Annotated in this window: 21 protein-coding genes; 6 read left to right on the plus strand and 15 right to left on the minus strand. The window is 49.3% G+C overall.

Annotated features, from left to right (window positions below; all coding sequences use genetic code 11):
- Positions 1-107 precede the first annotated feature (107 nt).
- The gene (gene kptA, locus I2494_RS12180) at positions 108-650 is read right to left on the minus strand and encodes an RNA 2'-phosphotransferase (protein ID WP_218467207.1); all 543 of its coding nucleotides are present in this window, start codon (positions 648-650) and stop codon (positions 108-110) included.
- 25 nt (positions 651-675) lie between these two features.
- Positions 676-933, minus strand: a complete 258-nt coding sequence (locus I2494_RS12185; protein WP_218467206.1) for a helix-turn-helix domain-containing protein — start codon at positions 931-933, stop codon at positions 676-678.
- Between the two features lie 125 nt (positions 934-1,058).
- On the opposite strand from I2494_RS12185, the gene I2494_RS12190 reads away from it, so the two are divergent.
- A complete protein-coding gene (locus I2494_RS12190; RefSeq protein WP_218467205.1) occupies positions 1,059-1,310 on the plus strand; it encodes a hypothetical protein in 252 nt (83 codons plus the stop codon).
- A 6-nt stretch (positions 1,311-1,316) separates the two neighbouring features.
- On the opposite strand, the gene fldB is transcribed toward I2494_RS12190, so the two are convergent.
- Positions 1,317-1,835 (minus strand): flavodoxin FldB, encoded by a 519-nt coding sequence (gene fldB, locus I2494_RS12195; RefSeq protein ID WP_218467204.1) that lies wholly within the window; start codon positions 1,833-1,835, stop codon positions 1,317-1,319.
- Positions 1,836-1,939: 104 nt separating this feature from the next.
- Here fldB and xerD point away from each other — a divergent pair, with 104 nt between their 5' ends.
- The 4 genes from xerD (at position 1,940) to I2494_RS12215 (ending at position 7,142) form a co-directional block, all read left to right on the plus strand.
- Positions 1,940-2,839, plus strand: coding sequence for a site-specific tyrosine recombinase XerD (gene xerD / locus I2494_RS12200; protein ID WP_218467203.1), 900 nt, complete (start codon positions 1,940-1,942; stop codon positions 2,837-2,839).
- Positions 2,840-2,877: 38 nt separating this feature from the next.
- Positions 2,878-3,615, plus strand: a complete 738-nt coding sequence (dsbC, locus tag I2494_RS12205) for a bifunctional protein-disulfide isomerase/oxidoreductase DsbC (RefSeq protein WP_218467202.1) — start codon at positions 2,878-2,880, stop codon at positions 3,613-3,615.
- A gap of 92 nt (positions 3,616-3,707) precedes the next feature.
- Positions 3,708-5,438, plus strand: coding sequence for a single-stranded-DNA-specific exonuclease RecJ (recJ, locus tag I2494_RS12210; RefSeq protein WP_218467201.1), 1,731 nt, complete (start codon positions 3,708-3,710; stop codon positions 5,436-5,438).
- 480 nt (positions 5,439-5,918) lie between these two features.
- Positions 5,919-7,142: an OmpA family protein gene (locus I2494_RS12215; protein WP_218467200.1), complete on the plus strand. Its 1,224-nt coding sequence runs from the start codon at positions 5,919-5,921 to the stop codon at positions 7,140-7,142.
- Positions 7,143-7,198: 56 nt separating this feature from the next.
- On the opposite strand, the gene I2494_RS12220 is transcribed toward I2494_RS12215, so the two are convergent.
- The 12 genes from I2494_RS12220 to I2494_RS12275 all read right to left on the minus strand — a co-directional run bounded on the left by I2494_RS12220 (position 7,199) and on the right by I2494_RS12275 (position 19,940).
- Positions 7,199-8,140, minus strand: coding sequence for a p-hydroxyphenylacetate 3-hydroxylase reductase component (locus I2494_RS12220; RefSeq protein ID WP_218467199.1), 942 nt, complete (start codon positions 8,138-8,140; stop codon positions 7,199-7,201).
- A gap of 23 nt (positions 8,141-8,163) precedes the next feature.
- Positions 8,164-9,333: a p-hydroxyphenylacetate 3-hydroxylase oxygenase component gene (locus I2494_RS12225; RefSeq protein ID WP_228350941.1), complete on the minus strand. Its 1,170-nt coding sequence runs from the start codon at positions 9,331-9,333 to the stop codon at positions 8,164-8,166.
- Between the two features lie 206 nt (positions 9,334-9,539).
- A complete protein-coding gene (gene hpaA / locus I2494_RS12230) occupies positions 9,540-10,472 on the minus strand; it encodes a 4-hydroxyphenylacetate catabolism regulatory protein HpaA (RefSeq protein ID WP_218467198.1) in 933 nt (310 codons plus the stop codon).
- Positions 10,473-10,817: 345 nt separating this feature from the next.
- Positions 10,818-12,206, minus strand: coding sequence for a 4-hydroxyphenylacetate permease (gene hpaX / locus I2494_RS12235; RefSeq protein ID WP_407657910.1), 1,389 nt, complete (start codon positions 12,204-12,206; stop codon positions 10,818-10,820).
- 366 nt (positions 12,207-12,572) lie between these two features.
- On the minus strand, positions 12,573-13,391 hold the full coding sequence (gene hpaI / locus I2494_RS12240) for a 4-hydroxy-2-oxoheptanedioate aldolase (protein ID WP_218467197.1): 819 nt from the start codon (positions 13,389-13,391) through the stop codon (positions 12,573-12,575).
- Positions 13,392-13,401: 10 nt separating this feature from the next.
- Positions 13,402-14,205 carry a 2-oxo-hept-4-ene-1,7-dioate hydratase gene (hpaH, locus tag I2494_RS12245; protein WP_218467196.1) on the minus strand — a complete coding sequence of 268 codons (804 nt, stop codon included), beginning with the start codon at positions 14,203-14,205 and terminating at the stop codon, positions 13,402-13,404.
- A 14-nt stretch (positions 14,206-14,219) separates the two neighbouring features.
- Entirely contained in the window at positions 14,220-15,671 is a 1,452-nt protein-coding gene (locus tag I2494_RS12250) for an NAD-dependent succinate-semialdehyde dehydrogenase (protein ID WP_321206114.1), read from the minus strand.
- Positions 15,668-16,060, minus strand: a complete 393-nt coding sequence (locus tag I2494_RS12255) for a 5-carboxymethyl-2-hydroxymuconate Delta-isomerase (RefSeq protein WP_218467195.1) — start codon at positions 16,058-16,060, stop codon at positions 15,668-15,670. The genes I2494_RS12250 and I2494_RS12255 overlap by 4 nt, the downstream gene beginning before the upstream one ends.
- Before the next feature lie 30 nt (positions 16,061-16,090).
- Entirely contained in the window at positions 16,091-16,966 is an 876-nt protein-coding gene (gene hpaD, locus I2494_RS12260) for a 3,4-dihydroxyphenylacetate 2,3-dioxygenase (protein WP_218467250.1), read from the minus strand.
- Positions 16,967-17,080: 114 nt separating this feature from the next.
- On the minus strand, positions 17,081-18,547 hold the full coding sequence (hpaE, locus tag I2494_RS12265; RefSeq protein ID WP_130590509.1) for a 5-carboxymethyl-2-hydroxymuconate semialdehyde dehydrogenase: 1,467 nt from the start codon (positions 18,545-18,547) through the stop codon (positions 17,081-17,083).
- The gene (locus I2494_RS12270; protein ID WP_218467194.1) at positions 18,538-19,308 is read right to left on the minus strand and encodes a fumarylacetoacetate hydrolase family protein; all 771 of its coding nucleotides are present in this window, start codon (positions 19,306-19,308) and stop codon (positions 18,538-18,540) included. The genes hpaE and I2494_RS12270 overlap by 10 nt, the downstream gene beginning before the upstream one ends.
- Positions 19,305-19,940: a fumarylacetoacetate hydrolase family protein gene (locus tag I2494_RS12275; RefSeq protein WP_218467193.1), complete on the minus strand. Its 636-nt coding sequence runs from the start codon at positions 19,938-19,940 to the stop codon at positions 19,305-19,307. The genes I2494_RS12270 and I2494_RS12275 overlap by 4 nt, the downstream gene beginning before the upstream one ends.
- Before the next feature lie 406 nt (positions 19,941-20,346).
- Here I2494_RS12275 and hpaR point away from each other — a divergent pair, with 406 nt between their 5' ends.
- Positions 20,347-20,799, plus strand: coding sequence for a homoprotocatechuate degradation operon regulator HpaR (gene hpaR, locus I2494_RS12280; RefSeq protein ID WP_218467192.1), 453 nt, complete (start codon positions 20,347-20,349; stop codon positions 20,797-20,799).
- Positions 20,800-20,977 lie beyond the last annotated feature (178 nt).

A 20,977-nucleotide genomic window follows, 5' to 3' on the forward strand; every position in this document is an offset into this window, starting at 1 on the left:
GGTTAGTGGTAATTGAAGATTATGATAATTCCAGCTTAGGTCGGGTATATATTGGCAAAAGAATAATCAGCCCGTCGCAACCCCAAACAAGCTGAAGAGAAATAACTTTAAAATATAATAAAGTGAGTTGGCACCTCACCACTCAACCAAACCCCATTCTCCGCCCGATAAAACACCAACCCCTGCCGAGACATCTCCAGTGCTCTAATCTTTAGCACCACAGGTTTACCATGCCGTTGTCCGATGGCCACTGCCGTAGCTTCATCCGCAGACAGATGCACATACTGACGCGACCCGGCAATCAACCCCTGCTCGCGAATAGAATCAAGAAAGCGGGTAGCGGTGCCATGGTATAAAAACTCAGGTGGAACCTGCTCTTCATAACGGATATCTACCTGAGCAGATGAATGTCCCTGAACGGCCCGAATCCGCAGGCCATCTTGCGAAATGGCAAACCGCTTTTTATCGCTGGTTTCAACCACAGACTGAATCAATGCCAGCTCAAGGCGTTTACCGTCTTTAGCGGCACAGGCGATCAACGTATCAATATCTGCCCATCCTTCACTATCCAGCGTTAATCCAATAGCTTCCGGCTGATGACGCAGAACATAACTTAAAAATTTACTGATGTCGGCGTGTTGCTTATCCATCTCTTTTATCCTGAAAATTTCCGTTTTAACTCACGTATTTTGCTGCATATAACCTCAAAATTGCCTCGGCAAACTCGTCATCAACGGTATAGAAATAACATTCCGGCACATTAAGCACTTTGGCAATTGAGCACATCATTTCAAATGTAGGGCGGTAAGTCCCACTCTCATACTGAGAAACGCGTGAACGAGCGGTGGATTCATCAATTCCGGCCATAACCCCCAATTTCTCTTGAGTCAGGCGAGCTTTTTTTCTGGCGGCCTTAAGACGTTTTGGCAGCATGACATCAACCATCAATTAAACACATTGACGATATGTTTAGCATCCCTTAACATTTAGGTTGTTTAGAATAACTGAACAAGTTAGGTGAATTGTTTCAGATAAAAAGGACATACAAGGTTAATCAAATGGTTAAACAACACATACTGCAACAATTTGTTGTAATTGAACGGGTAACTTATCGACACAGACCTGACTTTGGCCTGAAACTGCTGGCAGTGACCGACTCACCGGAAAGGGCGGAGGAACTGGTGCAACAGCTCAGGCAGTCCTATCAACAAAACGAACATAACCTGATCAGTTTTCTCTATTTAAAAGTAGATAACGCCTTACTTGAACAACGATTAGCAATGGCTTATGCCGCAGAAAGCGGCATTTAGCAGCAACTACAGCAGGGCCTGCATCTCACCTAAAATTTGCTCACACCAGTTTTCAATGCGTTCATCGCTGGCGTCATACTGAACCACATCATCCAGCGCCAAACCAACAAACTGGCTGCCATCCGGGGTAACGGCTCGTTGGCTGGTAAAGTTATAGCCTTCGGTTGGCCAGTAGCCGATAAACTTAACGCCCATCGGTTTAAGATGGTCGTGCAGCATACCCAGCGCGTCCAGAAACCATTCACTGTAGCCATCCTGGTCGCCCATACCGTAAAGCGCCACGATCTTACCGTGCAGGTCAACACGCTCCAGATCTCCCCAAACCTTATCCCAGTCTTCCTGTAGCTCTCCAAAATCCCAGGTAGGAATACCCATGATCAGGATAGGATACTGCTCCATCAGGGTAACGGGATCGTCTTTAACGTTGTGCAGAACCACTAAATCTTCACCGAGAAAATCGCGGATTTTTTCTGCCGCCATTTCGGTATAACAGGTACTTGAACCATAAAACAGGCCGATCTTCATGGTGTATATCGCTTTATTACGGGTAGAAGTTTAGGGGGAAGTATACCAGATAGGGTATTATCAGACATAATTAAGCAAAAGGTAGTGTCAGCGAAGGAGGAAAGGTGGCGCAGGATAACACAATTCTGATTGAACAATTTCTGGATGCGCTCTGGCTGGAACGCAATCTGGCAGAGAATACGCTGGCATCTTACCGTCTGGATTTACAGGCATTAAGCGAGTGGCTACAGGCTCACGACCTGATGCTGGAGAACGCGCAGGCATTAGATTTGCAATCGTTTCTGGCCGACAGAGTTGATGGCGGATACAAGGCAACCAGTTCCGCCCGTATGCTAAGTGCCATGCGGCGGCTGTTTCAGTATCTGTATCGGGAAAAGATCCGCAGCGACGATCCTTCGGCGTTGCTATCCTCACCAAAACTACCACAAAGATTGCCTAAAGATTTAACCGAGTCTCAGGTAGAATCCCTGTTGCAAACCCCCCGTACTGAAGAACCTATCGAATTGCGCGATAAAGCCATGCTGGAAGTGCTGTATGCCACCGGATTGCGGGTATCTGAACTGATAGGGCTGACTATCAGTGATGTCAGTCTGCGTCAGGGCGTGGTACGGGCTATTGGTAAAGGCGACAAAGAACGACTGGTTCCTCTGGGGGAGGAAGCGGTTTACTGGCTTGAACAATATATTCAGTATAGTCGGCCATGGTTGATCAATGGCGGCACACTGGATATTCTGTTCCCCAGCAAACGCGGGCAGAAAATGACCCGCCAGACATTCTGGCACCGCATTAAACATTATGCGGTGCTGGCCGGTATCGACAGTGAGGCACTTTCACCTCACGTATTACGTCATGCATTTGCGACACATTTATTGAACCATGGTGCAGATTTGCGTGTCGTACAGATGCTATTAGGTCACAGCGATTTATCGACCACTCAGATTTATACTCATGTAGCAACCGAACGGTTGAAACAGTTACACCAACAGCACCATCCCCGGGCCTAACCGGATGGGCTCCGGACTGATACTCCAAAGGAAAAATGATGAAGAAAGGTTTATTGCTATTAACGCTGGCGCTGACAGCACTCACTTCTGTAGCTAAAGCGGATGATGCGGCGATTAAGCAAGCTCTGCAACAGAAGCTTGGCGCCACTCAGATCGAGATTCTGCCATCGCCGATTGCCGGATTGCAGACCGTACTGACTGAGGGAGGGGTACTTTACGTCTCCAGCGATGGTAAACATATTCTGCAAGGACCTTTATATGACATCAGCGGGCCGGTGCCGGTTAATGCCACTTCCGATCAATTAGGGCCAATTCTGTCTAAGCGGATGGAAGCCCTGAAAGATGAGATGATCATTTATAAAGCACCACAGGAAAAATATGTGGTCACTGTCTTTACTGATATCACCTGCGGTTACTGCACCAAGTTGCACAAAGAAATTGCTGGTTATAATGAGTTAGGTATCACCGTTCGTTATCTGGCTTATCCACGTCAGGGCGTTGAGTCAGACGCAGAGAAAAAAATGGCGTCTATCTGGTGTGCGTCTGACCGTATGACGGCCTTTGATGATGCGATGGCCGGTAAAGCAGTAAAACCAGCCAAGTGTGATATTGATATTAAACGTCATTATGAACTGGGTTCACTGTTTGGTATTCAGGGAACACCAGCTATCGTTGTCGATGGTACCACCGTACTTTCTGGCTATAGTGCTCCAAGCGATCTGAAAGCGACGCTGGATGCTTATACTGCACATAAAAACGGTATAAAAGTTAACTAATTCTTTCGTTAGTCGCCCGCAGCAGTTGGTACTGCTGCGGGTATTGCGCTTTGCTCTTCGCGGTAAACACCAGGTTTAAATACGTTCCCACTATGAATAAAACACAATTACGTCGTCGTCCTCAGGTTGACAGCAGTACTCTGCCATCGACAATTCCAGCGCTATTGCGTCATTTATATGCCTCTCGTGGGGTAACGGATGCCAGCCAGTTGGATAAAGGTGCCAGAAGTTTACTGAGCTATCAGCAACTGGACGGAATACAGCAAGGGGTAGATTTGCTGTTGGCGGCGTTGAAGGATAAACGTCAGATTATCATCGTGGGTGATTTTGATGCGGATGGAGCCACCAGCACGGCGTTAAGCATTCTGGCGCTGCGCAGTATGGGTTTTCCCCGAGTGAATTATCTGGTGCCTAATCGGTTTGAAGATGGCTACGGCCTGAGCCCGGAAGTGGTTGAACAGGCCGCGGAGTTGGGGGCAGAACTGATTGTTACCGTGGATAACGGAATCTCTTCCCATGCCGGAGTTGATAGCGCTCATGCCAAAGGGATTCAGGTGCTGGTCACCGATCACCATTTGCCGGGAGAAACGCTACCTGCCGCAGAAGCCATTATTAATCCAAATCTGGATAACTGTGAGTTTCCCTCTAAATCACTGGCGGGTGTGGGCGTCGCTTTCTATTTGATGCTGGCTCTACGGGCTCGTTTACGTGAAGAACAATGGTTTGAACAGCAGGGAATTGTGGAACCAAATCTGGCGGAACTGCTGGATTTAGTTGCCTTGGGTACCGTAGCGGATGTGGTACCGCTGGATGCTAATAACCGAATTCTGGTGCATCAGGGGCTTAATCGTATTCGTGCCGGGCAGTGTCGTCCGGGGATTAAGGCATTGCTGGAAGTCTCTAAGCGAGATGCCAGGCAACTGACCGCCAACGATATGGGTTTCTCGCTGGGGCCGCGACTGAATGCGGCAGGGCGTTTGGATAATATGTCCATCGGCGTTGAGTTACTGCTGAGTAACGATATGGCTGAAGCGCGTGGGATGGCAAGCGATCTGGATACGCTAAACCATACGCGCCGCGAGATTGAACAAGGGATGCAGATTGAGGCGCTGGCGCTGTGCCAGCAGCTTGAGCAAAACGAAGCCGAGCTCCCTTATGGTGTGGCAATGTACCATCCTGAATGGCATCAGGGGGTGGTAGGTATTTTAGCTTCAAGAATTAAAGAGCGTTTTTACCGTCCGGTGATTGCGTTTGCTCCGGCAGGTGATGGGATTCTCAAAGGATCCGGGCGTTCGATTGCCGGATTGCACCTGCGTGATGCCCTTGAACGATTAGATACCCTTTATCCGGGGTTAATGCTGCGATTTGGTGGTCATGCTATGGCGGCTGGGTTATCCCTTGAAGAATCCCGCTTCAGCGAGTTTCAGCAGCGTTTTGCTGATTTAATTGGTGAATGGTTGGATCCCTCCGCGCTGGAAGGCGTTATCTGGACAGATGGTGAATTGGAAAATGCTTTACTAACGCTGGATACCGCTGAGTTACTACGCGATGGTGGCCCATGGGGGCAGTCATTTCCGGAGCCGGTATTTGACGGTCAGTTTAAAATCCTACAGCAGCGTCTGGTTGGTGAACGGCATTTAAAAGTGACTGTTGAACCGGTAGGTGGGGGTATGCTATTAGATGGTATTGCATTCAATATTGATACGACCCAATGGCCGGATGCCAGTATTAAACAGGCCACTATTGCTTATAAACTGGATATTAATGAATATCGCGGCAATCGTAATGTTCAATTAATGATTCAGCACTTATGGGCTAATTAATTTAACTAAAATAAATACCGTCTTTATTTTACTTAGGTAAGGCCTAATAACCACACTTGTGATAATCAATATACATAAGACACTTGTTTTATCGAGCGGTGTATTTGCCACAATAAAAAAAATAACATCTCGTTATCTTTTTTTATGAAATTATTTTGCACGGGTAATAAAAAGTTAGTGTTTTAATTTTAATCAAAATCAGTGCGTTAGATTGGGTTGAGCGAGAATTAATAATAATTTTAATTATTCGGCGCTATTTCTATAAATATTATATTGTAGGACAATTACTATAGCTGAACTTAAATAGATTGACGTTTCCTGTTTCTTTCTCTTAAGCTCCCATCCGTTAATTATGTCCTTCAATAATTAAACCGGCAATAAGATGATTAACCTCATTATTAAATTAACTAACTTCTATATTTATAGTGAACTGTAATGGTTTGTTATAGATACTATTTATCCAAGGATAGATGAATAACAATGGACAATATAATTAAGCTACTGACTGCCAATGTAACACCGCAGCTGATTGAAAAACTATCTCACTCTTTGGGAGAAAAAGAGAGCGGTCTGGGACTGGCATTACCCAGCGTTTTTCCTGTTGTTTTAGATCAGGTGAGAAATTACCTGAAACATTCGAATAGCTCTCATGAGTTTATTGCTGAATTAGAGGAAATTCCTGAGTTTAATATTAATAGTCTCATTGATGGTAATCATCACCAGAGCGATAAATTATCCTCATTGATGACTATGATCACCGGTAAAATGCCAGAAATCACTGATAAAGTGGCTTCGGTATTTAATCTGAACGGTAGCTCAGCCAAAATGCTGTTAACCGTCGCTGGTGGAATGGTGATGAATGCGCTGAGAGATTATGTCAATAATCGTGCTACTCAGTCTATTTCACTGAAGGGATGGTTATCTTCTCAGGCTCACCTGATTTCTGCCGAATTGCCGGTTCAATTCCAGTCATTCTCTGGCGATCAGGCAATGAAACAAAACACCGTTAAGGTGGTTGCCCCAGCTAAACCACTGCTCAACCCGGATGCACCAATTAAGCCAACACCTAAATTAGCTGAAAAGAAAAAAGGTGGTGGTAAATGGTGGCTGCTTCTGTTGTTACTGTTGATTCTGGCTGCGGTTTATTTCCTGCGTGGTTGTGGTACTACTAAAGAAAGTACTCCTGTAGAAATTGCACCGCCAGCAGCTACCTCTCAGGTGACTACCGGAAATCTTTGGGGCAATCTGGGTGATTTCTTCCGTAAATTATTACCAGATGGTAAAGAGCTGAATATTCCACAGTATGGTGTTGAAAATAAACTGATTGAGTTTATCGAAAGCAGCCTGCCAGTAGACAGCACCATCTGGTTCTCTTTTGACCGTTTATTGTTTAAAACCAACAGCGCTCAACTGGAGCCACAGTCGGATGAACAGCTGAATAACATCGTTGCGATTCTGAAAGCTTATCCAAATGTGAAACTGAAGCTGGGTGGCTATACCGATAATACCGGTACTGAAGAGATTAACCTGAAGTTATCTCAGGATCGTGCAGACTCTGTACGTGCTCAGATGATCCAACTGGGTGCTGATGCCAGCCGCCTGGAAGCGAAAGGTTATGGTTCAGAACATCCGGTAGCGCCAAACGATACAGATGAAAATCGTGCTAAAAACCGTCGTATTGATATTTTAGTTATCGAGAAGTAATGCATTAGTCTCTCTCAACCTGTGTGACAGGTTGAGAGAGACGTCAACATGTACCATTAACGTAGCGCAATAATCCCTTTTAATACCTTACGTAGCGTCTCTATCTCTTCTTCACTAAACGTCGATAACACGTGATCCTGCTGTCTGGCTGCAATATCCCATAGCATTTCAGCCTGTGTCGTTCCTGCATCCGTCAGGCGATAACCACTTTGAGTATGAGAAACTAAGCCTTTTCGACACAGATTTTCTTCTGCATCTTCAATTTCCCGATCCGGCATGGCGGCCTCCACCAGAAGGCGAGAACGTTCCAGTTCGGCATCATTTTCCAGCACCATTAGCATACGAGCCTCATTGGCGCGTAAACCGGTAGAAAGTTGTTTCGGCTGGTAGTCAGCCTGATAGCTGCGCAATGCCTGGGTTAACAGGTAGAAGATATTGTTACGTAATCTACCCTGAAAAGTGCTTTGCGTGGTGCCGCACTCTTCTTTCTTTTGTATGCGCGGATAAGGGAGAACCATCGAGTAAGATCCCTGATGGTAAACCAGCGGTGCGCGCCCACAGTCATCAAAAGCGACCACTTTTCCGATCATTATCCAATGGTCACCTCCGTCGACCTGCTGATATTTTTCGCACTGAAAACGAGCAGAACAATCAATAAACAGAGGTGCGCCGCCCGCACCGGCTTCGATGTCTACACCGGCAAACTTATCGTCCTGAGGGCGGGCAAACTGGTTAGACAGATTGACCTGATCTGCCGCCAGCACATTAATAGCAAAATGCGTAGCCTGCTCGAATACCGGATAGCTACCGGAACGCTTATCGATACTCCATAGCACCAGCGGTGGATCGAGAGACACAGAGTTAAAGCTATTGGCGGTTACCCCGACTTTGGTTCCGTCAGGCAAAGCCGCCGTTACAATGGTTACACCGGTTGCAAAGTTACCCAGAGCGCGCCGGAAAGCGCGCGGGTCCAGAGTATTATCAGCATGGGTTGTCATGAAGCAGGACTCCTTATCTCATCTCAAACCATGGTTGGATCGGGTTCCAGTCCCATCAGCTCACGGCCGAGGATCTGTGAACAGACGTCATAGTCGGTGTAGGCGTGTGCCGCCGTCATGTGTGAATCACGGAACAGGCGCTGTATTTCATTGTGCTCCATCCAGCTGGTTGCGCCGGCGGCACTGAACAGACGGTCTACCGCTTCCACGCACATTTTTACCGCGTAGGCTTGATTGGTGCGCCAGTTAGTGAGCGTCGCTCTGGTTGGATATTGGTGGTTGCGTCCATGCTCTGCATGCTCTTCCCAGGTTTTTTCCAGAAATGCGCGGGCAGCGCCAACCTGATGGGTTGATTCCGCCAGCCGCATCAAAGCTGGTGTTGCAGTACCAACTTTTGCACCGGTATAGGCGCGTACACGGTTTTGAGTTTTCTCTTTGAATGCCACCAGCATACGTTCGGCAACCCCAAGGCTGATAGAGGCGAAGCCACAGGCGAAATAGGGGCGATAAGGGGTATAAAAAATATCGCTGTCAGGGTAGAGATCGAAACCGCTGGAACGACCTTCCATCATGTCCTGTGCGGCTTCAATACGGTGATTAGGAATAAAGGCATCTTTAATCACCAGGGTTTTGGAACCGCTGCTACGCATACCAACGGCATACCAGTCATCGCGAATTTCATAATCGCTACGTGGGATCACCCCGAAGCTATAAATCAGTTCGCCTTTGTCGTTTTCACGACGCATGCCGACAATCGCCCAGTCAGCATGGTCACAGCCGCTGCTCCAGCCCATTTCACCGCTGAGATAGACTCCGCCATCGCCTTCGCGAATGGTACTGAATGGCGCGATACTGCTGCTGGCGGTGGCGTCCGGATTATCTCCCCAGATCTCATCCTGTAACTGTTTTGAGAACATGGCCAGTTGATGGCTATGGGTACACAGCAGGCTGAATGCCCAGGCGGTACCGCCGCAGGCTCCGGCCAGAGCCGCAACGCAGTCGGTAAATTCAGGCAGAGAGATTTCCATACCGCCATAGTGTTTTGGCTGAAATACTCGGTGCATACCGATGCCTTTTAACAGGGCGATATTTTCGTCAGGTACTTTTCGTTCCAGTTCTGCACGAGCGGCGTTGGCGGCAATAGCCGGAAGGATTGGTTTTAATTTCTCAAGCATCGGGTTGGTCTTTTTCATAATCTGATTGCCTCCATGGTGTTTCAGTACGCTGTAGTGCGCTTTTTATTGTTCTCCCTCCACCAGTTGCGAAGGGGTTTTGATTCAGTGATTAAAATGAATGTTATTTATTTGTTTAAATTTTATTTATACATTGAAACAAGATAATCACAGACAAAGAAGAGACTTTTAAGGCAATGACGGGTACTTTTCATGGGCTGACAGGATTAAGTTATTGGTTCTGTCGGCTTATCGGAAATAGAAACCCGGCTCATACGATAACCCGTTGGAGAACTGCCGGTCATGCGGTTAAAGAAGCGGGCAAAATAGGCGGGATCTTTGAACCCCAACTGATAGGCAATGGTATGAACCGAATCGGTTGAAAACAGCAGAGAGCGTTTGGCTTCGCTGATAATACGTTCAAAAATGAGGCGTTTGGGTGGCATGTTAGAGAAGCGGCGGCAGAGATCGTTAAGTCGTGATTCAGTAATACCGATTAATCCGGCGTAATGGGGCACGTTATAGTGCTCTCGATAATGCTGATCAATCAAAAAGTTAAAGCGTTGGAACAGCTTAATATTGCCTTTCACACTGCACACCGAGGACTCCAGTTCCTCAATATTGCGCAACAGTTGAATAAACAGTGCCTGAGAAAGCAGAGCCAGAGTTTGTTCTCCCGGCCCGTCCTGTTGTTGAAACTCTGCGGCAATAAGCTGCCAGTAGGTTCTGATTGTGCTGAGTTCTTTATCCTGCCCGGATAATGACTGGCAAATGGCAGGCAGATTTAGCGCCCCCTGATTGCCGGGATAGAGTTTTTCTAATAGAGGCCAAACTAATTCCTGACGTATCGTCAGAACATGGCCATCGCTGTCTGATTTAGTATTGAACGCATGGGGTATGGAAGGGGGAGTAATAATAAACAGCGGTGCCTGCACTGAATAGTGTTGATCATCAAGCTGTAGCTCAATTTGTCCACTGTCTAAGAAGTGCACCTGAAAATAACAGTCATGCCAGTGAACCTGCATATCCCGACCAAAAAACTCAGCCAGACGGGCAAAGGACTCATAGTGAACATCCCGTGACTCATAGCGAGCGTCATAGACTTTGCTGATATCGATATTAGCGATAAAAGGCTGTGGGTGGTGGTTTTTGTCGTTCATAGACGCCTCCCGGGTATATTGAGTTTGAGCGGTTTTTAGTTTTAGTGCTGAGTCAATTTCGTCCACTAATCGTGTTGTGTCTGAATGAATATTGGTGCGAGTGGCCGAGCAAGGGGCGTTAGGGCGAACGCCCCCTGCACCCCCGCGCCTTCGCACCCGAATCCAGGTCGCTACGCGACTCCCTTCCTCCTTCTTTCGGCCTTAACGCACCGGCGCAGAGCCGCTCCCTACGTCGCTGCGCCTCGGCCAACATCCCTGTTGGCCGTGCTACCCTCTCTCAGTCGTCAGCTGAATTCCAGTGCTCTGGAAGGTCAAGGGCCAGTTTCTGATTCAGTTGTTTAAAACTTACGGTGTAGCCCTTGGTCTAGAGTGTTGCATCGGGATAAACCAAATGATGATGGCACCTACAATCAGTAATCCGGCGACGAAGTAGAGTCCGGAGGAGAAGCTGCCGGTCTGATCTTTCAGGATGCCGATTAGCAGTGGACTTACCGCGGAGCCAACGTTGCCGGTAGCGTTGATAACGGCGATACCAACGGCTCTGGCTCGCAAACTGATAGACTGATCCGGGGTGGTCCAGAAGATCGCCATGGCGGTAAATGAGCCAACCGAGGCCATAATGATTCCCAGCAGTTGTACCATTGAATGATTGGTTAATGACGCCAGAATCCAACCACAGGCGGCAAATATGTATGGCAGTACGGTATGGACTTTTCGTTCCTGCATGCGGTCGGAACGTCTGCTCCACCAAATCATCCCCGCGACGGTACAAAATTGAGGGATGGCCGTCAGGAAGCCAATCATGATGTTGCTGCTGCCCTGATTGAAGCTCTGCATAATCTGCGGCGTCCAGATATTAATGGCGCTCAGGGTATTGGTCAGGCAGAAGTAGGCCAGGGTGTACATCAGAACCACCGGAGACAGCACTTCGCGCCACAGGCTTTTTTGTTGCATTGCGCCGTAGCTGCTGGGGCCTTCCGGTTGAACTAAGGTCAGACGGTCTGATTCCATCATGTCGTGCAGACATTTTTTGTCTTCATCAGTTAACCATTTGGCCTTCTGTGGGGTATCGTCCAGATAGAACCATACGACAATGCCTAACAGGACTGACGGGAAGCCTTCCAGCAGGAATAACCACTGCCAGCCTTTAAGGGCTAAAATACCATCCATCGACAGAATATAGCCGGAGGCCAGTGAGCCAAAGGCCATGGTGACCGGCATGGCTATCATAAATAGCGCATTAGCTCTGGCGCGGAAGAACGCGGGGAACCAATAGGTCAGATACACCAGGATCCCTGGCAGGAAGCCCGCTTCGGTAATACCTACCAACATGCGCAGGATATACAGGCTGGTTGGGCCGGTGGCGAACATGGTGGCGGTGGAGGCCAGCCCCCATAGCACCATGATGGTGGCGATCCAGCGCCGTGCTCCGACGATGCCGAGCATGATGTTGCTGGGTATGCCGAAAATAACATAGGTGGCATAGAACAGTGTAGCTGCAAGGCCAAACATGGTGGAGGACAGTCCCAGATCTTTACCCATGGTTAATCCGGCGAAGCCGATATTAATTCGGTCGAGAAATGAGAACACGAACAGCACAAACAGGAAGATGATCACGCGACGGAATAGCTTTTTGATGACCGCCTGTTGTTGTGGTGTATGGGTGGTGTGCTGCATGTCTGGTGAGGTTGAGCTGCCACCGGTATTTTGATGTAGAGATTCTGTATTGTTCATAGGCTTCTCAGTTTGTGTGGTGGTGAGTATTAGCTTCGGTGGATATTCCGGCCGTAAAGGCTAATGTGCACATATTTCGGTTGTGCTCGGCCGGAAGACTCTATGTACTTAGCTTCTGTGAGCGTCGGGTCTGGGCTGCCTACGGGCAGTTATGAAACACCTTGCGGTGTTTCACCCTTGGGGGCTGTGTGAGCGCTGTTCAAACAGGCTTCGCCTGTTTGTTGTTGGCTTACGCTAAGTCGACCCTCACGGCACCCTCTCCCTCCGATTAGCTTTGTTAATAAAACCCAGGGGATAAATTTCCCTTTTTGATTAGTTTTATTAGCATTATCGAAGGACGGCTTTACCTTGTTGTTCACCTACTCTCTAATAAACACTACTTGTACTGTTTGTTTCCGGTGTTGCTGTCTGTTCAGCGGTTTGTTGAAACTGTTTTGCCAGTGATTCGGCGGCTTTGCTGAGTAGGGTGGTGTCGACGCCGACGGCGACGAACAGGGCGCCCAGAGACAGGTAATGTCGGGCCATTTTTTGATCGGCCATCAGGATGCCGGGGGCTTTTCCGGCGGCGATGATTTGGCCGATGGCGTGTTCAATGGCCTGTTGGACTTCCGGGTGGTTTGGCTGGCCGGGGAGCCCCATGTCGGCGGAGAGATCCGCTGGGCCGATAAATACGCCGTCGATGCCTTCAACCTGAAGTATGTCCGGTAAATTGACTAATCCACGGCGGGTTTCAATTTGTACCAGTACGCACATTTCACTATCGGCTTTTTGCAGATAGTCAGGGATGCGGTTCCAGCGTGAGGCTCTGGCCAGTGCGCTGCCGACACCCCGGATCCCATTGGGTGGATAGCGGGTAGACTGAACCGCTAATTGTGCCTCTTCTGCGCTTTGTACCATTGGCAGCAGCAGGGTTTGCGCACCAATATCCAGCAGCTGTTTCACTCTGACCGGATCGTTCCATGGTGGGCGAACTACCGGCTGTGAAGCGTAAGGAGCAACCGCCTGTAGCTGACTTAAAATGGTTTGCAGGTCGTTCGGTGCGTGTTCACCATCAATCAGCAGCCAGTCAAATCCGGAACTCGCCAGCAGTTCTGCGCTGTAGGGGCTGCACAGGCCGAGCCATAAACCGATTTGTGGTCTTTTTTCTGCCAGTGCGCGTTTAAAATGGTTAATTGGCATTTCCATGATGTTCTCCTTAAACAAACCGGCAGCTGATAGCGCCCATTGAACCGTAATCCACATGGAAGGTATCGCCGGGGCGGGCAGGTACCGGGCGGGTGAAGGAACCGCCAAGGATCACCTGTCCGGCTTCCAACTGAACGCCATAAGGGTGGAGTTTATTTGCCAGCCAGGCCACGCCGTTAGCCGGGTGGTTTAGCACTGCCGCCGCTACGCCTGACTCTTCAATTACGCCGTTGCGATACAACAGAGCGCTGATCCAGCGTAAATCCAGTGCATCCGGTTTGATTGGCCGACCGCCCATCACCACACCTGCGTTAGCAGCGTTGTCAGAGATAGTGTCAAACACTTTGCGTGGGCGCTGGGTATCCGGATCGATGTTGTGGCAGCGGGCATCGATAATCTCCAACGCCGGTATGATGTAGTCGGTCGCGTTATACACATCGAAAATGGTGCAGTTCGGGCCCGTCAGTGGTTTAGCCAGAATAAAAGCCAGCTCCACCTCAATACGCGGTACGATAAAACGGTCGGATGGGATATCGCTGCCATCGTCGAAGAACATATCGTCCAGCAAGGTGCCGTAGTCCGGTTCACTGATTTGTGAACTGTACTGCATGGCTTTTGATGTCAGGCCAATTTTGTGGCCTTTCATCTGGCGACCCTCTTCGATTTTGAGTTTTACCCAGGTACGCTGAATGGCGTAGGCATCTTCCAGCGTGATATCCGGGTTTTGCAGCGAAATCTGTTGGATCTGCTGTCGGTTTTTCTCAGCCTGGTTGAGTTGCTGAGCCATGCGCATAATAGTGTCTTGATTTAACATATTGATTTCCCGCTTCAATCCAGGCTGCCAAAACAGAGATATTTAATCTCCATATAATCTTCAATACCGTGCCGGGAGCCTTCGCGTCCCAGACCCGACTGTTTAATGCCGCCAAAAGGGGCCGATTCATTGGAAATTGCACCTTCGTTAATTCCTACCATGCCGCACTCCAGTGCTTCTGCCACGCGGACGATTCGGCCAATATCACGTGAGTAGAAGTAGGCTGCTAAACCAGACTCGGTCTGATTTGCTAGCTGAATAGCCTGCTCTTCGGTATGGAAACGAATTAACGGCGCTACCGGGCCAAAGGTCTCCTCATTGGCGATCAGCATGTTCTCAGTCACCCCGGTTAATACCGTTGGTTGGAAGAAGAACCCGCCTTGAAGGTACGGTTGACCGCCGATAAGAACCTGGGCGCCATGCTGTTTGGCATCGTCAATATGAGATTGAACTTTGGCCACGGCAGCGGCGTTGATAAGCGGGCCCTGCTGGAAATCGCCTTCCAGCGCCGGGCCGGCTTGTAATGTGGCAACCGCACTAGCCAGTTTTTGGCTAAAGGCGTCATACACTGAGTCCTGAACCAACAGACGGTTGGCACAAACGCAGGTTTGACCGCTGTTGCGAAATTTGGCAGTTAGCGCCCCGGTAACGGCGGCGTCCAGATCTGCATCATCGAATACGATAAACGGTGCGTTGCCTCCCAGCTCCAGCGACATTTTTTTCACCGTGCTGGCACATTGGGCCATTAATAGTTTGCCGACGTGGGTGGAACCGGTGAATGAGAGTTTGCGCACTACCGGGCTTTGAGTCAGCGCTCTGCCAATGGCTACCGCATCGGTACCGGTTACCACATTGAATACGCCGTCAGGAATACCGGCTTTTTTAGCCAGCGCTGCCAGAATTAATGCGGACAGCGGGGTTTCCGGTGCCGGTTTTAATACCACGGTACAGCCTGCCGCCAATGCCGGTGCGACTTTGCGGGTAATCATGGCATTAGGGAAGTTCCATGGGGTAATGGCTGCCACGACGCCGATGGGCTGTTTAATGGTAGTAATACGGCGGCCGGGCAGAGGCGAAGGAATGGTCTCCCCATAGGTACGTTTACCCTCTTCGGCAAACCATTCGATAAAGCTGGCGCCATACAGAATCTCGCCCCGGGATTCTGCCAGTGGCTTTCCCTGTTCAAGACTGAGCAATCTTGCCAGAGGTTCCTGTTGCTCAATAATCAGTTGATACCAGGTTTGCAGGTACTGACTACGCTGTTTAGCCGTGAGTTTTTGCCATGCAGGCAGGGCCTGACGAGCCGCATCAATGGCTTCCAGCGTTTCGGCTTCACCCAGATTACTGACGTGAGCAATCACTTCGCCGTTAGCCGGGTTATTCACCGGATAGGTGGATTTATCCTGCGCATCGCACCATTGTCCGTTAATAAATGCCTGACGATAAATTACTTCTGGCATCATCATGCGGCACCCCCGTTAAAAAGGGCGTGAACGTTATTCTGCTTAAAGTTAAGTTCAGCGTCGAGCTCGACCATCTCAAATGAGATGGCGAGATAACGTTCCGCCATTAAAGCGGAAAAATGCTGTTTGATTAACGCAAACAGGGATTCAGCCACCTGTTTGCGACTTTCTGCACTACGCCCGTGCCCGATTTTTAATGTCATATGTACAAAGGCGTAGTCGTGGGCACCATCAGCCATCTGCCAGGTGTCTAACCAGATAGCACGGCTGCGGATCCCCGCCAGAGGGAATATTCCCGTTGCGGCCAAATGCTGGTTAACCTTGGCGAACAGCGCAGGTAACTGAGCAGAATCACGTATGTTGTCCGTACATTCAGCATAAAAATGTGGCATATCGCCTCCGGTTTCAGAAAAATGACGTAATCAGGCAGCAGCCCGGGAATTGATATCGTCTGGCAGTGGGAAGATGGCATTAACCTGCCCGGTGCCGGAACTTGGGAACAGATCGGTGACAAACTCCACTTTGCCGTCGTATTTATCCCAGCCCAGCAGACCCAACAGCATGACGGTGTCGTGCATGTTGCCTTCGCCAAAGCAGTATTGGGCGTATTCCGGCAGCATGGCGCAGAATTCTTTGAAACGACCCTCTTTCCACAGCTTGACTACGCGCTCATCCATCTGACGATCGAATTCACGGGTATAGCTGTGCATGCCTTCTTCGGCACGACGGTCATCAATGAAACGGTGAGAGAGGGAACCGCTGGCCAGCACGGCGACGGTACCGTCATATTTCTTGATCGCGTTGAGAATGGCTTCTCCCATACGGCGACTATCTTCAAAGTCATGAACGGTACAGAACGCAGAAATGGAGATCACTTTGAAATGTTTGTCTTCGTTCATATAACGCATAGGAACCAGCGTGCCGTACTCCAGATTCAGGCTTGGAATATCATGAGCCTGAGCGCGAACTCCCAGCTTACGGGCTTCATCGGCAATCATTTGACCCAGTTCCGGGTTGCCGTCGTAATCGAAGGTGATGTCGCGGATAAAGTGCGGCAGTTCGTTACTGGTATAAACGCCCTTGAAGCTTTTAGTACAGTTGATGTGATAGGCGCTGTTGACCAGCCAGTGGGTATCAAACACGATAATGGTGTCGACCCCAAGCTCACGGCAACGATTGCCGATCTCTTTATGACCGTCGATGGCTGCCTGACGGCATCCATAATTTTTCCCCGGTAATTCTGATAAATACATCGAGGGGACGTGTGTTGTTTTGGCTGCTAACGCTAACTTACCCATATGTTCCTCACTTGATGCCCGTGACTGGGCATCACAATAATGGTCGATGATTAGGAGCACTCAGGCTCCGGTACGAGTTACGCTTAGTAATAACAACTGCCAGGGATAATCCCCTTAAACACCCCAACGCGGGATGTGATGGTCGCCGAACGAAATACAGACGTTTTTCATTTCAGCAAACACTTCAAAACTGTACTCACCGCCTTCACGTCCGGTACCGGAGGCTTTGATGCCGCCGAATGGCTGGCGTAGATCCCGTACGTTCTGGGTGTTAACAAACACCATGCCCGCTTCTATGCTGCGTGACAGACGCAGTATCTTGCTGATGTCTTGTGTCCAGATGTAGGAGGCCAGTCCGTACTCCACGTCATTCGCCATGCGCAGACCGTCTTCTTCGCTGTCGAATGGAATCAGACAGGCAACCGGGCCAAAGATCTCTTCTTGTGCCACGCGCATTCTGTTATCCACATCCGCCAGTACGGTAGGACGCAGGAAGTGACCACCGCGCAGATGCTCCGGAAGATCGGTTGGTTTGTCTGGCCCACCGGCCAGCAGAGTTGCCCCTTCTTCAATACCCAGACGGATATAGCCAGAGACTTTGTCCCAGTGCTGTTGGCTGATCAGTGAGCCAAGTTGAGTGGTTAGATCCTGCGGATCGCCTACTTTCAGGCGGTTGGCCCGCTCGGCAAAACGTTTCACAAACTCCGGATAGATGCTGCGTTGAACAAAGATGCGCGAGCCCGCGGTACAGCGCTCTCCATTGATGGAAAAGATGGTGAACAGCGATGCATCCAGTGCCCGCTCGATATCCGCATCTTCAAAAACCAGCACCGGTGATTTACCGCCCAGTTCCATGGAGTATTTTTTCAGACCCGCGCTTTCCATAATCTTGCGTCCGGTCAGGGTGCCGCCGGTAAAGGAGACAGAACGAACGTCGTGGTGGCGCACCAGCGCATCACCCGCGGTAGCGCCGTAACCCTGAACCACGTTCAGTACTCCGGCAGGAATGCCGGCTTCCAGCGCGAGCTCACCAAGGAAGTTGGCGGTAAGGGGAGACAACTCGGACATTTTCAGCACCGCGGTATTGCCCAGCGCCAGACAAGGTGCAACTTTCCAGGTGGCGGTCATAAAAGGGACGTTCCACGGGGAAACCAGAGCACAAACCCCAACTGGCTGAACCAGGGTGTAGTTGAGCATCTTGTCATCCACCGGATAGGTTCGACCGTCCATGCGCTGGCAAACTTCGGCAAAGAATTCAAAATTGTGCGATGCCCGAGGGATCAGTACATTTTGTGTTTGATGCAGCGGCAGACCAGTATCTGCCGTTTCCATTTGTGCAATTTCCGGCACGTTTTCAGCAATCAAATCGCCGAGGCGGCGCATCAGGCGAGCGCGTTCTTTCATTGGCAGGTTAGCCCATTTAGGGAAAGCAATTTTGGCTGCTTCAACCGCCTGATGAATTTCTGCTTCTCCGCCGGAAGCGACATCGGCTAATACTTCTCCGGTGGCCGGGTTCAGGGTTTGAAAAGTCTCTTTACTTGAAACACTTTTGCCATTAATCCAGTGGTTAATCATTTGCATGACAGGGTTTCCTCATATTCAGTTTCACTTACAATCCGGTTGCTCAGACGTCCTACGCCCTCTACTTCAACAATGACTTCATCACCGGGCACTACGTCAGAGAGGCCTTTTGGCGTACCGGTTGCGATCATGTCCCCCGGCTGTAGCGTCATAAACTGGCTCAGGTATGAGATCAGAAAGGGGATATCGAAAATCAGGTCTTTGGTGGAGCCTTTCTGGCGCAGCTCGCCATTGACGTGAGTGGTGAGCGTCAGGTTATGCGGGTCGGCAACGTCTTCTTTGTCCACAATCCATGGGCCAAGAGGCGTCAGGGTATCGCGGCTTTTTACCCGCAGGTTGGGGCGGTAGTAATTCTCCAGATAATCGCGAATGGCATAGTCGTTACATACCGTGTAGCCACCCACATACGCCATGGCCTGCTCACGGCTGACGTTGCGGGCGGTTTTACCAATCACCACCACCAGCTCCGATTCATAGTGCATATAATCGACATTGTCAGGGCGGACGCTGACCTGCTGGTGGCCGATCAGGGTATTGGACGCTTTAATAAAGATCAGCGGCTCTTCCGGCGCTTTAAATTCCAACTCGGCAGCGTGGTCGGCATAGTTCAGACCTAATGCAAACAGAGTGCCATCCGCTGGCGGTAGCCATTTAAAGCTGCCTGCTGCAAGCTGAGTTCCATCTGCCAGTACCGCCTGCTCCCTATCGTCGATCGTGACCTGATAAGGCTGGTTCTGATATTGAATACGGGCGTGTCTCATATAGCAGCTCCTTGTTGCATCACGATATTGGTTAATTCAGGCAGGCCTTCGGCACGAACCGTGATCCGGTCTCCCGGATGGATTCTGGCGCGCTGATGAGGGGTACCGATCAGAATCTTGTCCCCTGGTTGTAGCGTGGCGAAATCACTTAACGCTGCCACTAATTCATAGGCTGAGCGTTGAAGGTCAGCAGTATTCCAGCGGTCAACTTCGTTGCCGTTGATTTCGGTGCAAATAGTTAACTGCTCCGGGTTAATACCTGCGACAGTTTCGCCAATTGGACAGAAACCATCACAGCATTTGGCTTTAATTGCCGGGCGGTAGAAGCTGGTTTCCGGCAGGCTAATGTCGTTAGCCAGCGCATAACCGGCGATATAAGCCAGGGCTTCGCCAACCGGGACTTTACGTGCAGTCTTGCCAATCACTACGGCTAAGGTGGCACCGCTCAGTACTTCTGACTCACCCGATGGATAAGGGACAGGAGCCAGAGGCCCTGTTTGGGTGTTGTGAGGTTTAATAAACCATACCGGCGTTTTAGGTAGCGCTTGATAAGGCGGCTGCTGAAATGCACTACTCCAGACAGCAAGCTGACTTTTATGATTCAGGGCTACTGCAAACACATTGTTCTTCATGAACGTCATCCTCGGTTGCAAATCATTTTCATCCGATTACCCCACACGGGTTAATTGTTAATATATTAATGATATCTATTTATACGCATGTCTCGTGGCGATCAAGTAAACGTTTAAACATTGTGATCAAAGTAACAATGTATTTACAAATAATTATTATTTATTTTATTTATCAATAAGATAATTTGTTAATGATTGTTTGTGCGATTCAGCTCTTATTTTTATCATTAACATTTAATTGAATTTTTACTGCAGAGATTGAGTTAAATGGTTAATATGGCAGGAAAAGCATCTTACAGGATGATGGTGAGACGAAGTCGGGCATGTCAGACCGAAAAGAATATTTGGTTTTACGTGCCATACTGATGTGGAGCTATCTGACGTTTAATTGAGAGTGAAATACCTTATGCATGAGTCCCTGACCATTGCCCTGTTGCAAGCGCGAGAAGCTGCAATGGGCTTTTTTCGTCCGATCCTTAATGAATATAATTTGACGGAGCAGCAGTGGCGTATCATTCGGGTACTGGCAGAAATGCACTCCTGTGATTTTCACCTTCTGGCAAAACAAACCTGCATTTTACGGCCAAGCCTGACAGGGATTCTGTCGCGTATGGAACGCGACGGCTTAATCATCCGCCTTAAACCCCTTAACGATCAGCGCAAACTCTATGTTTCACTCACGGATAAAGGCCATCAGATCTACCAACAGGCAAAAGAACACATCGAAAAAGGCTACCGCCAAATTGAAAGCAGCTTCTCCGAAGAAAAACTGGGAGAACTCATGGTACTTCTGGAACGGTTTATCGCAGTTGTGGATAACGGGAATAGCGAACAGATTGCTGAAAAATCAGTGAATTAAAAAGACAGCGTTTGAGTAACTATTAGGTTGAGGGTAAATATTTATGCCTGAAAATTGCCAATCGTCGGGAGAGCTTGCCGTTGGGGTCGACTTGGCGTAAGCCAACGAAGCGCCCCTAGGCAAGGTAGGCCCGACGCACTCCAAGGCCAAGTGCAGATGCCCTACCGGCCGAGCACAA

Source organism: Limnobaculum allomyrinae, from assembly GCF_016649425.1.
In the GTDB taxonomy this organism is placed as follows: domain Bacteria; phylum Pseudomonadota; class Gammaproteobacteria; order Enterobacterales; family Enterobacteriaceae; genus Limnobaculum; species Limnobaculum allomyrinae.

Excerpts from the sequence above, each read along its gene's own strand:
- I2494_RS12225 (WP_228350941.1), bottom strand. The coding sequence starts at position 9,333 with ATGAAAAAGACCAACCCGATGCTTGAGAAATTAAAACCAATCCTTCCG.
- I2494_RS12270 (WP_218467194.1), bottom strand. The coding sequence starts at position 19,308 with ATGAGACACGCCCGTATTCAATATCAGAACCAGCCTTATCAGGTCACG.
- hpaH (WP_218467196.1), bottom strand. The coding sequence starts at position 14,205 with ATGTTAAATCAAGACACTATTATGCGCATGGCTCAGCAACTCAACCAG.
- I2494_RS12250 (WP_321206114.1), bottom strand. The coding sequence starts at position 15,671 with ATGATGATGCCAGAAGTAATTTATCGTCAGGCATTTATTAACGGACAA.
- recJ (WP_218467201.1), top strand. The coding sequence starts at position 3,708 with ATGAATAAAACACAATTACGTCGTCGTCCTCAGGTTGACAGCAGTACT.
- hpaX (WP_407657910.1), bottom strand. The coding sequence starts at position 12,206 with ATGAACAATACAGAATCTCTACATCAAAATACCGGTGGCAGCTCAACC.
- dsbC (WP_218467202.1), top strand. The coding sequence starts at position 2,878 with ATGAAGAAAGGTTTATTGCTATTAACGCTGGCGCTGACAGCACTCACT.
- hpaD (WP_218467250.1), bottom strand. The coding sequence starts at position 16,966 with ATGGGTAAGTTAGCGTTAGCAGCCAAAACAACACACGTCCCCTCGATG.
- kptA (WP_218467207.1), bottom strand. The coding sequence starts at position 650 with ATGGATAAGCAACACGCCGACATCAGTAAATTTTTAAGTTATGTTCTG.
- hpaE (WP_130590509.1), bottom strand. The coding sequence starts at position 18,547 with ATGCAAATGATTAACCACTGGATTAATGGCAAAAGTGTTTCAAGTAAA.
- hpaR (WP_218467192.1), top strand. The coding sequence starts at position 20,347 with ATGCATGAGTCCCTGACCATTGCCCTGTTGCAAGCGCGAGAAGCTGCA.
- I2494_RS12190 (WP_218467205.1), top strand. The coding sequence starts at position 1,059 with ATGGTTAAACAACACATACTGCAACAATTTGTTGTAATTGAACGGGTA.
- I2494_RS12185 (WP_218467206.1), bottom strand. The coding sequence starts at position 933 with ATGCTGCCAAAACGTCTTAAGGCCGCCAGAAAAAAAGCTCGCCTGACT.
- I2494_RS12220 (WP_218467199.1), bottom strand. The coding sequence starts at position 8,140 with ATGACAACCCATGCTGATAATACTCTGGACCCGCGCGCTTTCCGGCGC.
- I2494_RS12215 (WP_218467200.1), top strand. The coding sequence starts at position 5,919 with ATGGACAATATAATTAAGCTACTGACTGCCAATGTAACACCGCAGCTG.
- hpaI (WP_218467197.1), bottom strand. The coding sequence starts at position 13,391 with ATGGAAATGCCAATTAACCATTTTAAACGCGCACTGGCAGAAAAAAGA.
- hpaA (WP_218467198.1), bottom strand. The coding sequence starts at position 10,472 with ATGAACGACAAAAACCACCACCCACAGCCTTTTATCGCTAATATCGAT.
- I2494_RS12275 (WP_218467193.1), bottom strand. The coding sequence starts at position 19,940 with ATGAAGAACAATGTGTTTGCAGTAGCCCTGAATCATAAAAGTCAGCTT.
- fldB (WP_218467204.1), bottom strand. The coding sequence starts at position 1,835 with ATGAAGATCGGCCTGTTTTATGGTTCAAGTACCTGTTATACCGAAATG.
- I2494_RS12255 (WP_218467195.1), bottom strand. The coding sequence starts at position 16,060 with ATGCCACATTTTTATGCTGAATGTACGGACAACATACGTGATTCTGCT.